Consider the following 13,032-nt stretch of genomic DNA (forward strand, 5'->3'; position numbering starts at 1 on the left):
CCGTGCTTCGCTTCCTGATCCGGCGCCTGCTGCAGGCGGTCCCCGTGCTGGTCGGCGTGTCGGTCGCCGTGTTCCTGATGATCCACCTGATCCCCGGGGACCCGGCCGAGATCGTGGCCGGCCAGATGGCCACCCGCGAGGACGTGGAGAACGTGCGGCGTGCGCTGGGCCTGGACCAGCCGCTCGCGCAGCAGTACCTGCACTTCGCCGGCCGCGCGCTCACTGGCGACTTCGGCACCTCGTTCCGCACGGGCCGGCCGGTCAGCGAGGAGATCCTGGGCCGCTACGGCAACACGCTGCTGCTGGGTGCCGTCGCGCTGTTGATCGCCGCGGTGGTCGGTGGGCTGGCGGGCATCGTGTCGGCGGTGAAGCGCTTCACCTGGATCGACAACCTGGCACTGGTGCTGTCCATCCTCGCCATCTCCACGCCGGCGTTCTCGCTAGGCCTGCTGTTGATCCTGGCCTTCGCCGTGTGGGTCAACCTGCTGCCGATGACGGGCTTCGACTCCTGGCCGGCCATCATCATGCCGGCGCTCACGCTGTCGGCGGCCAGCATGGCCGTCATCTGCCGCATCATGCGCAGCAGCCTGGTGGAAGTGCTGGACAACCAGTACGTGCGCACCGCGCGCGCCAAGGGCCTGCGCGAACACCTGGTGATCTGGCGGCACGGCGTGCGCAACGCGATCATCCCGGTGGTGACGGTGGCCGGCCTGCAACTGGGCTACCTGCTCGGTTCCGCCGTCGTCACCGAAACCGTGTTCGCCTGGCCCGGCCTCGGCCGGCTGCTGGTGCAGTCCATCCTGGCGCGCGACTTCCCCGTGGTGCAGGCCGCCGTGCTGGTGGTGGCCGTGACCTTCATCGCGGTGAACATCGTGACCGACCTGCTGTACGGGCTGCTGGACCCTAGGATCTCCGCGTCATGAGCAAGTGGAAGCAGTTCAAGCGCTCGCGCCTGGCCCTGCCCGGGCTGGTGCTGTTCGCCGCCTTCGTGCTGGCCGGCCTGCTGGCCCCGCTGATCGCGCCGCACGATCCGCTGCAGGGCGACCTGGCCAACGTCATGTCCACGCCGTCGGCGCAGCACTGGTTCGGCACCGACGAACTGGGGCGCGACATCCTGTCGCGCATCCTGTTCGGCGCCCGCATCTCGCTGGTGGAAGGCGTGCTGTCGGCGGCGCTGGCGGCGGCCATCGGCGTGCCGATCGGCATGCTCTCTGCCTACGCGGGCGGCAAGGTGGACACGGTGATCATGCGTCTGATCGACGTGCTGCTGGCCTTCCCGGGCGTGCTGCTGGCCATCGTCATCATCAGCATCCTGGGCCCGAGCCTGGCCAATGCCATCCTCGCGGTGGCGATCTACACCATCCCCATCTTCGCCCGCTTCGCCCGCGGCCAGACGCTCTCCGTCAAGGAGGAGCCCTACATCGAGGCCTGCCGCGCCATGGGCATGAGCAACCTGCGCCTGCTGGCGCGCCACGTGCTGCCCAACATCGCCGCGACGGTGCTGGCACTGGCGACCTTGCGGGTGGGCATCAACATCCTCACCTGCGCCAGCCTCAGCTTCCTGGGCCTGGGCGCGCAGGCGCCGCTGCCCGAATGGGGCGCGATGCTGGCCAACAGCCGCACCGCGCTGCTGATCGCGCCGCACATGGCGCTGTTCCCGGGCGTGGCCATCCTGCTGCTGGTGTTCGGCCTCAACCTGTTCCAGGACGGCCTGCAGGTGGTGCTGGACCCGAAATCGCGAGGACGCGCATGAGCCCCGCTTTGCTGACCATCGAAGGCCTGCGCACCGTGTTCCGCACGGACGCGGGCGAGTTCGCGGCCGTCGACGGCGTCGACCTCACCGTGCAGCGCGGCCAGACCCTGGGCATCGTCGGCGAAAGCGGCTGCGGCAAGTCGATGCTGTCGCTGTCCATCATGGGCCTGGTGCCGGCGCCGGGGCGCGTCGCCGCCGGCCGCATCGTCTTCGACGGCGAGGACCTGGCCGCCGCTGCCCCGGAGCGCCTGCGCACGCTGCGCGGCAAGCGCATCGCCATGGTGTTCCAGGAGCCCATGACCAGCCTGAACCCGGTCTACACCATCGGCTTCCAGATCGTCGAGGCGATGCGGGCGCACGAGCCGGATACGCCGCTGCCCGAACTGAAGGCCCGCGCCATCGCGGCGCTGGCGCGGGTGCGCATCACGGCGGCGGCGCAGCGCTTCGACGACTATCCGCACCAGCTTTCCGGCGGCATGCGCCAGCGCGTGATGATCGCCATGGCACTGGCCTGCTCGCCCGACCTGCTGATCGCCGACGAGCCGACCACGGCGCTGGACGTGACGGTGCAGGCGCAGGTGCTGGACCTGCTGCGCGAGATCCAGCGCGAAACGCAGATGGCCATCATCCTGATCACGCACGACCTCGGCGTCGTCGCCGGCATGGCCGACGAAGTGGCGGTGATGTACGCGGGCCGCGTGGTGGAGCGCGCCCCGGTCGCGGACATCTTCAACGATCCACAGCACCCTTACACGCTGGGCCTGCTGGGAAGCATGCCGCGCATCGAGGAAGAGCGCGAGCGCCTGCTGGTCATCGAGGGCAGCCTGCCCGCGCCGGGCCAGGCGCCCAAGGGCTGCCGCTTCCATCCCCGCTGCGTGTTCGGCACGCCGGAATGCACCTTGCAGGACCCGCCGCTGCGGGCACTGGGCCCGGCGCACGGTGTTGCCTGCATCCACGCGCCGGTGGAACAGTTCGCCGCGATGCCTGCCAGCGCCGGGAGCTTCGAATGAGTGCCCGCCCCATGTTCGATGCGGATGGCCGCAGCAAGCCGCTGCTGGAAGTGGAAGGCCTGGTGCGCCACTTCGGTTCGGCCGGCGGCCTGTTCAAGCCGGCCCGCGCGCCGGTGCGCGCCGTCGACGGCGTGAGCTTCGCCGTCATGCGCGGCGAAACGCTGGCCCTGGTGGGCGAGAGCGGCTCCGGCAAGTCGACCACCGCGCGCCTGGTGCTGCGCCTGATCGATTCCAGCGCCGGCCGCATCCGCTTCGACGGCCAGGACATCACGGACCTGTCGCAGCGCGCCTTGCGGCCGCTGCGCCAGCGCATGCAGATGGTGTTCCAGGACCCCTTCGCCTCGCTGGACCCGCGCCTGAAGGTGCGCCAGACGCTGGAAGAGCCGCTCATCGTGCACGGCATGGGCAACGCCGCCGAGCGCCGCGCACGCGTCGACGAGTTGCTGGGCCTGGTGGGCCTGTCGCAGCACCATGCGGACCGCTACACGCACGAGTTCTCGGGCGGCCAGCGGCAGCGGGTGGGCATCGCCCGCGCGCTGATGCTGCATCCGGACCTGGTGGTGTGCGACGAGCCCGTGTCGGCGCTGGACGTGTCGATCCAGGCGCAGGTGGTGAACCTGCTGAAGGACCTGCAGGCGCGGCTGCGCCTGACCTACCTGTTCATCGCGCACGACCTGGCGGTGGTGAAGCACATGGCCGACCGCGTGGCGGTGATGTACCTGGGCCAGCTGGTCGAGATCGCGCCCAAGCATTCGCTGTTCGCCAACCCGCGCCATCCCTACACGCGCATGCTGCTGGACGCGATCCCGCGGCCGCAGCCGGGCGAACCGTCGCGGCACCAGGCGCAGGCCGCGGGCGAAGTGGCCAGCCCCGCCAGCGCGCCGGCCGGTTGCCGCTTCCATCCGCGCTGCCCGTTCGCCATCGACCGCTGCCGGGTGGAAGAGCCGGTGCTGGAGCCCACCGAAGCGGGCCACATGGCGGCCTGCCATCGCAAGAACGAGCTCGCGCCCTGGGAGGCCGCCGCGCCCGCGGCGGCTTCGGGCAGCGTCGCGGCGCTGCGCCTCGCGCTCTATGCCAAGCGAAAGGCGGCCAGCACCGGCACCGTATGATCCGGTGCCGATGCACTCCCCTTCCCCCCAGCACGCCGCCAACCGGCGCGGCGTGCTCGCCATGGCGGCCGGCATGGCCGCCTTCGCCGTCAACGACACATTCGTCAAGTTCGTCAGCCAGTCGCTGCCGGCGCCGCAACTGATCTTCCTGCGCGGCATCTTTTCCATCGTGCTGCTGCTGGGGCTGATCCAGGCGAGCGGCGCGATGCGGCACCTGCCGCGGCTGCTGGACCGGCGCGTGATGCTGCGCGCCTTCCTCGATGGCATCGCCACGCTGGCCTACCTGGTCTCGCTGTTCCACCTGCCGCTGGCCAACACCACGGCCATCAACATGGCGGCGCCGCTGTTCGTGACGCTCTATGCCATCGCCTTCTTCGGCGAGCGCGTCGCGGCCGGCCGCTGGGTCGCGATCGTGGCCGGATTCATCGGCGTGCTGCTGGTGGTGCAGCCACGCAGCGATGCCTTCAACGCCTGGGCGCTGTTGTGCCTGTTCGCCGCCTGGCTCAACGCGAGCCGCGACGTGGTGACGCGCACCATCGCCACCGGCGTGCCGGTGCTGGTGATCACGCTCAGCACCGCGTTGACGGTGACGGCGATGTCGGGGGGATGGGCCCTCCTCGCGCAGGCGTGGCAGCCGGTGTCAGGGCAGCAACTGGGGCTGCTGGCCGGCGCTTCAGTGGTGCTGAGCGTGGGCTACTACCTGATCACGCTGGCGATGCGCAGCGGCGAGATGAGCGTGATCGCGCCTTTCCGCTATGCCGGCCTGCTGGCAGCGCTGGTGCTCGGCTACCTGGTGTGGGGCGACGTGCCCAATGGCCTGGCGACGGCGGGAATCGTGCTGCTGGTGGTGGCGGGGCTGGCCTTGCTGCGCGGAAGGCCGCGGGTGTCGACGATCAACGTCGCAGCCAAGCCCTGAGGCTCATTTGGCGGAGGAGCAGTGGCCGCCGTCGACCACCTGCCCCGACCCGGCCGCGATGAGAGGCGGCTCCTGCCGCAGGTCGATGGCCGGCGAGCGGGCGAAGTCCCAGGCCAGGAAGCCCACCAGCACGATCCAGAAGGACCAGCGCAGCACGCGTGTGTTGTTGTCGGTCATGGCGGTCCTCAGAAGGCGAAGCGGCGGCGCACCCGCACACCGATGAGCGTGCCCAGGAAGGCCATTGGCAGCCAGATCCAGCCATGCACGCTGCCGGTGGAAATGCCGCTGAACATCGCGCCCACGTTGCAGCCGAAGGCCAGGCGCGAGCTGTAGCCCATCACGAAGCCGGCCACCAGGCCGATGCCCCATTGCGCCGGCGTCAGCGGCTTGGACGACGACGGCTTGCGCGTCGAGATCCACAGCGCACCGGCCAGCAGGCCGATGTTGGTGATGGAGGTGACGTCCAGCAGCGCGGATTGCCCCAGGCGCTGCGTGTTGCCCGCGTCGCTCCAGAAGGCGTTGTTCGCGGGATCGAACAGGCCCAGCGCCTGCGCGCCCTTGGCAGCCCACAGGCCGAAGCCGTACACCACGCCCCAGGGCTGGCCGGCGATCACCAGGTTGATGGTCGCCAGCACGGCCAGCGCCACCGCGCCCCAGACCCAGCGCTTCTCGAACAGCGGCTTGCCGGGGCCGACCCACAGGCGCACCAAGATGCCGATGACGGCCAGCGCCACCAAGGTGGCGGCGAGCGCCGGGCCCACGCCCCAGGCCTGCACCAGGCCCACGGGCTCCATTGCGCCGAGCTTCAGCCAGTCGTGCATCTGCACCGAGCCGAAGAAGCTGCCCAGCGCGAACAGCGGCAGGATCACCATGTTCAGCGGCACGCCCAGGCCCGCCTTGTACAAGGTGCCGGAGCCGCAGCCGTCGGCGATCTGCATCGTCAGGCCGAACACGAAGGCGCCCACCAGCAGGCTGACGCTGGGCGGGCCGAGCGCCGGATGCAGTTCGGTGAAGTGACCGAGCAGCGGCATCGCGAACAAAGCAGCGAGCCCCAGCAGCAACAGCTGGCCGTAGACGCCACTCGGGTCGCGCTGCTCCACCAGTTGGCGCCAGCCGGTCGTGAAGCCGAAGCGGGCGCCGGCGAGCGCGGCACCGAAGCCGATGCCCACCGCGAACAGGGCGGCCTGGCGCACGGACACGCTCCAGACCAGGAAAATGAAAAAGGCGGCCATCGCGGCCGCCAGGGGAAGGCGCTTCATCAACTTACTTGAAGGTCTTGTCGGCCCAGATCCTGGCGTCGATCATCAGCTGCTTGCCGCGGCTGGGCGCGTTGGCCACTTCCAGCCCGCGCGGGTCCTGGGTCCAGTCGACCATGGAGCCGGGATAGAGCTTGACGTTCTTCTGGCCCAGCAGCTCGGACATCACGAACCAGTCGGTCGAAGCCCAGTGGCCGGTGTTGCAGAAGGCGACCGTGGGCTTGTTCGGGTCCAGCACGCTGGAGGCGCCGTGCACCTTCTGCGTGTTCAGCACGCCATTGCTCTCGCCGTCGAAGAAGCGGCTGTATTCCACGTTCACGGCGCCCTGCAGGGTGCCGGGCATCTTGGCGGCGGGGGCGCGCGTCTCGCCCTCGTAGAAGGCCTTCGGGCGCGAATCCACCAGCACCGCGCTGCCCTTGGCGACGTCCTGCGCCACTTCGTCGCGGGTGGCGATCAGGCTGGTATCGAGCTGCGGGCTGTACGCGCTGGGCGTGACCGTGGCCACCGCGCTGTCCTGCGGGAGCTTGGCATCGGCCCAGGCCTTCACGCCGCCATTGAGCAGCGACAGTTCCTTCAGGCCCAGCACCTTGAGCGTCCAGTACACGCGGGCGGCCGCGCCAAAGTCGCTGGCGTCGGAGCCGCTGGAGACGACCACCGCATGCGTCGCGGGCGTGAGGCCCAGCGAGCGCACCAGCTCCGTCAGCTTCGGCAGCTCCGGCATTTCGCCAGGGTTGTTGGCCGGGCCGCGCCACTTGCCATAAGGCGCATTGACGGCGCCGGGGATGTGCTGCGCGGCGAAAGTCTTAGTGTCGCGGATGTCGATCACCCGCACCTCGGGTTTGCCCAGCTGCGCCTTCAGCTCGGCGGGATTGACCAGGGGCTGAGCGGCAAAGGAGGCGCCGGCGGCAGCCAGGGTGGCGACAAGGGCGAGGATTTTTTTCATACGGACGTTATTGTCCCAAACTATATGAACACACACAAAAGACAGTGTTTTCATATATTCATGCGCGCCGCCGGCTCGTGCCGGCCCGCGCCATCTGGTGGGCGGCCTGCACGAAAGCTTCTTCGAGGTCGGCCGAAGCCGGCGTCGGCTTCGCATCGGCCCAGCGCAGGATGGCCACGCGCGGGCCCTCGATGGGCTCGGCCAGCGGCAAGCGCTTGAGCCCCGTCGACGAGGCCCGCGCCTCATGCACTTCCAGCGGCATCGCGGCCACCAGGTCCGTGTGGGTCGCGATCGTCTCCAGGCCCGTGAGGGTCTGGCAGGTCATCGCGCATTGCGGCGTGCCGATGCGCGCCTGCCGGAAGGCCCGCACCAGGCCGCGCGTGACCGAACTCTCCAGGCTGGGCAGCAGCCACTGTGCCTCGCGAAGTTCGGCCAGCGACTTCGCGCCCGCCAGCGGGTGGCCGGGCCGCAGCACCACCGCCACCGTCGTCGCATAGAGCGGCCGCGCCGAATACTCGGCGCCGAGCCGCTCCGCCGGCATCGACATCACGGCGAAATCGGGCCGGCCTTCGCGCAGGCCACCGAGCTGGAAGGTGGGCGGCACGATGGACAGCTGCACGCCCGGCCAGCGCTCGCGAAAGGCCGGCATCACGCGCGGCAGCAGCGCGATGGTGGCGAAGTGCGACAGCGCGATTTCCAGCTTGCCTTCGCGCAGCCCGCGCCGCTGCTGCACCTCCTCGCCCGCCTGCCGCGCCTGGGTACGGATCGCGCGTGCCCGCGGCAACAGCGCGTGGCCGTACTCGGTGGGCTGGATGCCGCGCAGCCCGCGCTCGAACAGCGTGACGCCCAGCGCCTGCTCCAGCCGGCGCAGCTGCTTGCTGACGGCCGGCTGCGACACGCCCAGGCGGCGCGCCGCCTCGGTCACGCTGCCGGCATCGGCGATTTCCGCCAGCAGCACCAGGGCCGCCGGATCGGGCGGGAGGGGGTCGTCGGTAGCCATAACCGGATGGAATGTACATGAGCGCAAGGCGTCTTGTTGGAATGCCGCGCCCTCCCTAGCATCGCGCCATGCCCTTGACCCTGGCCGACTGCATCGCGCGCGACGGCGGCAACGCTTCGCTGCGCGGCCTGCGCGAGCGCTTCGCCCCCGGCGCGCCGGACACGCTGTACTTCGACGCCAACTCCATCGGGCCCATGCCCGCCGACGCGCCCGCGCGCATGCAGGCCGTGCTGCAGCAAGGCTGGGCCGAGGCGCGCCGCCGTGGCTGGAACGAACTGGATTGGCTGGAGCAGCCCGCGAAGCTGGGCGCCGCCATCGCCCCCGTCATCGGCGCGCAGGCCGAGGACGTGCGAGTGGCCGACAGCACCAGCATCAACCAGTACAAGCTGCTGCGCTTTGCGCTCGCGCTCCAGGCGCCGCGCCGTGTCATCGTCGTCCAGCGCGACGTGTTCCCCTCCAACCGCTACGCCGCCGAAGGCATCGCCCAGGCAGGCGGGGCGGAACTGCGTTTCCTCGACGACATCGCCGCCCTGCCCGCAGCGCTCGCGCCCGGCGACGTCGCCGTGGTCGCCCTCTCGCACGTCGACTACCGCGACAGCACGCGGCTGGACATGGCCAGCGCCAATGCGCAGGTCCGCGCCGCCGGCGCACTGAGCCTGTGGGACCTGTCGCATTCGGCCGGCGCGGTCGCGATAGCCCTGCGCGGCACCGACAGCGACCTGGCCGTGGGCTGCGGCTACAAGTACCTGTGCGGCGGCCCCGGCGCCCCTGCCTTCCTCTACGTCCATCCGCGCCACGCCGAAGGCGCCTGGCCGGCGGTTTGCGGCTGGATGGGCCATGCCGACACCTTCGCCTTCGAGCCGGACTACCGGCCAGCCCCCGGCCCCGACCGCTTCCTGGTCGGCACGCCCCCGGTGCTGGCCCAGGCGGCTTTCGCAGCGGCCGCGGCGGTCTGGCGCGAGGTGGACCCGCAAGCCCTCGACGCGCAGCATCGCTCGCTCGGCGACACCTTGATCCAGCTGCTGGACGAACAGTGCGCCGGCTTCGGCATCGAACTCGCCAGCCCGCGCGAGCACGCCCGCCGCGGCGGCCACGTCGCCCTGCGCTTCGCCCACGCCGCACCGCTGGCGCAGGCGCTGGTGCACCACGGCGTGGTGGTTTCCGCGCGCAAGCCCGAGGCCCTGCGCTTCGCCCCGCATCCCCTGACCGCCACCCACGAACAACTGTGGACCGCCGTGGCCCGCCTGCGCGACCTGCTGCAGCGCGAAGCCTGGCGCGATCCCCGCTACCAGCAGGCTTCCGTATGAGCAATCCCTCCATCCGGCTCGCGGCCGACATCGGCGGCACCTTCACCGACGTGGTGCTGGAAACGCCGCGCCGCCGCCACAGCTGCAAGGTGCTGACCACGCCGCGCGAACCCGAAGTCGCCGTGATGCAGGGCATCGCGCGGCTGCTCACCGAATCCGGCGTGGCGGCCAGCGAGGTGTCGCTGTTCATCCACGGCACCACGCTGGCCACCAACGCGCTGATCGAGCGCAAGGGCGCGCGCACGGCCCTCCTCACCACCGAAGGCCTGCGCGACGTGCTGGCCATGGGCTACGAGAAGCGCTTCGATGCCTACGACCTCGACATCGAAGGCGCGCCCGAGCTGGTGCCGCGGCCCTGGCGCTTCACGGTACGCGAGCGCATCGCGGCCGACGGCTCGGTGCTGCTGCCGCTGGACGAAGAAGGCGTGCGCCGCGCCGGCATCGCCATGCGCGAGGCCGGCGTGGAAGCCGTCGCCATCGGCTTCATCCACGCCTGGGCGCATCCCGAACACGAAAAGCGCGCCCGCGAGATCCTGCAGCCGCTGCTGGGCGACGCCGTCACCATCTGCCTTTCGAGCGAGGTCTGCCCCGAGATCCGCGAATACGAGCGCTTCTCCACCACCGTCGCCAACGCCTACGTGCGCCCGCTCATGGGCAGCTACCTGGTGCGCTTGCAACAGCGCGCGCAGGAAGAAGGCCTCGCCTGCCCGCTGCTGCTGATGATGTCCGGCGGCGGCCTCACCACGCTGGACCAGGCCGCGCGCTTCCCGATCCGCCTGGTCGAATCGGGCCCGGCCGGCGGCGCCATCCTGGCCGCGCACCTGGCGCGCGAATGCGGGCTGGACAAGGTGCTGGCCTTCGACATGGGCGGGACCACGGCCAAGATCTGCCTCATCAACGACAGCGAGCCGGAGCGCTCGCGCCGCTTCGAGGTGGGCCGCGCCTGGAAGAACCTCAAGGGCAGCGGCCTGCCGGTGCGCATCCCCGTGATCGAGCTGGTGGAGATCGGCGCCGGCGGCGGCTCGCTGGGGCGCGTCGACGCGCTGCGCCGCATCACCGTCGGCCCCGATTCCTGCGGCTCCGAACCCGGGCCGGCCTGCTACGGCCGCGGCGGCATGCAGCCCGCGGTGACCGACGCCAACCTGATGCTGGGCCGCATCGACCCGAGCCGCTTCGCCGCCGGCCGCATGCCGCTGGACCCGTTCCGCGCGGAGGCCGCGCTGCAGGCCCACATCGGCGACAAGCTGGAGATGAACGGCTTCTGGGCCGCCGTGGGCATGAGCGAGGTGGTGGAAGAGAACATGGCCAATGCCGCGCGCGTGCATGCCATCGAGCGCGGTCAGGACCTGGAGGGCTTCACGATGATCGCCTTCGGCGGCGCGGCGCCGCTGCATGCGGGCCGGCTCGCCCAGAAGCTGGGCATCAAGCGCGTGCTGGTGCCTTCGGGCGCGGGCGTCGGCTCCGCCATCGGTTTCCTGCGCGCGCCGGTGTCCTTCGAAGTGGTGCGCAGCGAGCTGATGGTGCTGGGCAGCGCCGAGCCGATGTGCGTGGAAGACAAGCTCTGCGCGATGGAAGTCGAGGCGATGGCCGTGGTCGAACCGGCGCGCGGCGACGCCGAAGTGGAAGTGACGCGCCTCGCGGAGTTGCGCTACGCCGGCCAGGGCCACGAGCTGCGCGTGCGGCTGCCGGCCGGCGTGGTGACCCTCGCATCGCTGGCCGCGCTGGGCGAGGCCTTCGAGCAAGCCTACGAACAGGTCTACGGCCTGCGCGTGCCGGGCTCCGAAGTGGAGATCGTCACCTGGTCGGTCACGGTGTCCACACCGGCCGCCGCGGTGGCCACCGCCTCGCTCGCGCCCGTGAAAGCGACGCGCCCGCCCGAGAACACGCGCGAAGCCTGGGAGCCCGCCGCCGGCGAGCGCCGGGCCTTCGGCCAGCACTGGCGCTTCGACGTGCTGGGGACGGCACGGATGGACGGGCCCGCGCTCGTCGTGGAACATGAAACGACCGTGGTGCTGCCGGCCGGCTGGAAGGCGCAGGTCGACAGCCACGGGCATTTGCGGATGGAGGTGGCGTCGTGAACGCTGGCAAGGACATGCTGCAGGCGATCCGCACCCAGGTGATGTGGAACCGCCTCATTTCGGTGGTGGAGGAGCAGGCCCAGACCCTGCTGCGCACCGCTTTCGGTTCGGTGGCCCGCGAGGCCGGCGACCTGTCGGCCGGCGTGTACGACACGCAGGGCCGCATGCTGGCGCAGGCCGTCACCGGCACGCCGGGCCACGTGAACACCATGGCGGTGGCGGTCGGGCACTTCCTCCGGCGCTACCCGCTGGACAAGCTGTCGCCGGGCGACGTGCTGGTGACCAACGACCCGTGGCTGGGGACCGGCCACCTGTTCGACTTTGTCGTCGTGACGCCGGTGTTCCGTGGCAACAAGCCGGTGGCGGTGTTCGCCTCCACCTGCCACACCATCGACGTCGGCGGCCGCGGCTTCACGGCGGACGCCGCGTCGGTGTACGAGGAAGGCGTCTGCATCCCGCACCTGAAGCTGGCGCGCGCCGGCGTGTTGAATGAAGACGTGCTGGCCATCGTGCAGGCCAACTCGCGCAACCCGGTGGAAGCGCGCGGCGACATCCTCTCGCTGGTGAGCAGCAACGAGGTGGGCGCGCGCCGCCTGCTGGACATGCTGGTCGAATTCGGGCTGCAGGACATCGCGGGCCTCGCCGAACACATCCTCACGCAATCGGCACGCGCAGCACGCGAAGCGATCGCGCGGCTGCCCGACGGCGAGTGGCGCGCCGAGATGCGGCTCGATGGCTACGAGCAGCCGGTGAACCTGGTCGCGACGCTGCGCAAGAAAGGCGATCACCTCGTCGTCGACTACGCCGGTTCCTCGCGGGCCTCGGCGCGCGGCATCAACTCGCCCAAGTGCTATACCGACGCCTATTCGGTGTTCGGCCTCAAGTGCCTGATCGCGCCGGACGTGCCGAACAACGCGGCATCGCTCGCGCCCTTCGAGGTGCGCGCCGAGCCGGGCAGCATCGTGGACCCGCAGCGGCCCAGCCCGGTGACGGCACGCCACGTGATCGGCCAGATGCTGCCGGACCTGATGTTCGGCTGCCTGGAGCAGGCGCTCGAAGGCCGCGTGCCCGCAGAGTCCGCCGGCAGCATCTGGGTGCTGGCCATGAGCCGCGACCGCCAGCAGGGCCAGCCCTTCAACGTGATGAGCGTGGGCCTGGGCGGCACCGGCGCGCGGCCCACCAAGGACGGCCTGTCGACGACGGCCTTCCCCAGCGGCGTGGGCGGCATCCCGGTGGAAGTGACCGAGGCGCAGTCGCCGCTCGTGTTCTGGCACAAGGAATACCTGCCCGGCTCCGGCGGCGCCGGCCAGTGGCGCGGCGGCGTGGCGCAGCGCATCGAGATCGGCGCGCGCGACGGCGCGGCCTTCGAATGTTCGGCCGCCACCTTCGACCGGCGCGACAACGCGGCGCGCGGACGCAGCAGCGGCAACGCCGGCACGCCGGGCCTCGTGCAGGTGTTCAGCGCCGACGGCGAGGCCAGCGTCTACACCAGCAAGGGCTCCATCCACGTGCCCGCGGGCGGCCGCCTGCGGGTGGACCTGCCCGGCGGCGGCGGCTTCGGCCCCGCCGCGCAACGCGACCCGCAACGCCAGGCACGCGACGTGCGTGACGGCCTCGTCGTTCCCGATTCCCTTTCGTGACACCACCAAGAACCCAGGAG

12 protein-coding genes are annotated in these 13,032 nt (G+C 70.9%); 8 read left to right on the forward strand and 4 right to left on the reverse strand.

Annotation, left to right across the window (positions count from 1 at the left end; genetic code table 11):
- Positions 1–2: 2 nt before the first annotated feature.
- Genes HHL11_RS20375 through HHL11_RS20395 form a run of 5 tightly spaced genes read left to right on the forward strand, consistent with a single transcriptional unit; the run spans position 3 to position 4,788 of the window.
- Positions 3–923: an ABC transporter permease subunit gene (locus HHL11_RS20375; RefSeq protein WP_169420399.1), complete on the forward strand. Its 921-nt coding sequence runs from the start codon at positions 3–5 to the stop codon at positions 921–923.
- On the forward strand, positions 920–1,753 hold the full coding sequence (locus HHL11_RS20380; RefSeq protein WP_169420400.1) for an ABC transporter permease: 834 nt from the start codon (positions 920–922) through the stop codon (positions 1,751–1,753). Before HHL11_RS20375 ends, HHL11_RS20380 begins: the two co-directional genes overlap by 4 nt.
- Complete coding sequence (locus tag HHL11_RS20385; protein ID WP_169420401.1) at positions 1,750–2,763, forward strand: ABC transporter ATP-binding protein; 1,014 nt, start codon at positions 1,750–1,752, stop codon at positions 2,761–2,763. The genes HHL11_RS20380 and HHL11_RS20385 overlap by 4 nt, the downstream gene beginning before the upstream one ends.
- Positions 2,760–3,872 (forward strand): ABC transporter ATP-binding protein, encoded by a 1,113-nt coding sequence (locus tag HHL11_RS20390; protein ID WP_240980352.1) that lies wholly within the window; start codon positions 2,760–2,762, stop codon positions 3,870–3,872. Before HHL11_RS20385 ends, HHL11_RS20390 begins: the two co-directional genes overlap by 4 nt.
- 10 nt (positions 3,873–3,882) lie before the next feature.
- A complete protein-coding gene (locus HHL11_RS20395; RefSeq protein ID WP_169420402.1) occupies positions 3,883–4,788 on the forward strand; it encodes a DMT family transporter in 906 nt (301 codons plus the stop codon).
- A gap of 3 nt (positions 4,789–4,791) precedes the next feature.
- Here HHL11_RS20395 and HHL11_RS20400 read toward each other — a convergent pair whose 3' ends face one another.
- From HHL11_RS20400 to HHL11_RS20415, 4 genes are read right to left on the reverse strand one after another with little or no spacing between them, the layout of a single operon-like run.
- Positions 4,792–4,965 carry a hypothetical protein gene (locus HHL11_RS20400; protein WP_169420403.1) on the reverse strand — a complete coding sequence of 58 codons (174 nt, stop codon included), beginning with the start codon at positions 4,963–4,965 and terminating at the stop codon, positions 4,792–4,794.
- A gap of 8 nt (positions 4,966–4,973) precedes the next feature.
- Entirely contained in the window at positions 4,974–6,047 is a 1,074-nt protein-coding gene (locus tag HHL11_RS20405) for a YeeE/YedE family protein (protein WP_169420404.1), read from the reverse strand.
- A 4-nt stretch (positions 6,048–6,051) separates the two neighbouring features.
- On the reverse strand, positions 6,052–6,987 hold the full coding sequence (locus HHL11_RS20410; RefSeq protein WP_169420405.1) for a sulfurtransferase: 936 nt from the start codon (positions 6,985–6,987) through the stop codon (positions 6,052–6,054).
- 58 nt (positions 6,988–7,045) lie between these two features.
- Positions 7,046–7,987, reverse strand: a complete 942-nt coding sequence (locus HHL11_RS20415) for a LysR family transcriptional regulator (protein ID WP_169420406.1) — start codon at positions 7,985–7,987, stop codon at positions 7,046–7,048.
- A gap of 68 nt (positions 7,988–8,055) precedes the next feature.
- Here HHL11_RS20415 and HHL11_RS20420 point away from each other — a divergent pair, with 68 nt between their 5' ends.
- Genes HHL11_RS20420 through HHL11_RS20430 form a run of 3 tightly spaced genes read left to right on the forward strand, consistent with a single transcriptional unit; the run spans position 8,056 to position 13,012 of the window.
- The gene (locus tag HHL11_RS20420) at positions 8,056–9,294 is read left to right on the forward strand and encodes an aminotransferase class V-fold PLP-dependent enzyme (protein WP_169420407.1); all 1,239 of its coding nucleotides are present in this window, start codon (positions 8,056–8,058) and stop codon (positions 9,292–9,294) included.
- A complete protein-coding gene (locus HHL11_RS20425) occupies positions 9,291–11,372 on the forward strand; it encodes a hydantoinase/oxoprolinase family protein (RefSeq protein WP_169420408.1) in 2,082 nt (693 codons plus the stop codon). Before HHL11_RS20420 ends, HHL11_RS20425 begins: the two co-directional genes overlap by 4 nt.
- Complete coding sequence (locus tag HHL11_RS20430) at positions 11,369–13,012, forward strand: hydantoinase B/oxoprolinase family protein (protein WP_342593252.1); 1,644 nt, start codon at positions 11,369–11,371, stop codon at positions 13,010–13,012. Before HHL11_RS20425 ends, HHL11_RS20430 begins: the two co-directional genes overlap by 4 nt.
- The last annotated feature ends 20 nt before the right edge of the window (positions 13,013–13,032 follow it).

Origin of the sequence: Ramlibacter agri (assembly GCF_012927085.1) — a bacterium.
Taxonomy (GTDB): Bacteria; Pseudomonadota; Gammaproteobacteria; order Burkholderiales; family Burkholderiaceae_C; genus Ramlibacter; species Ramlibacter agri.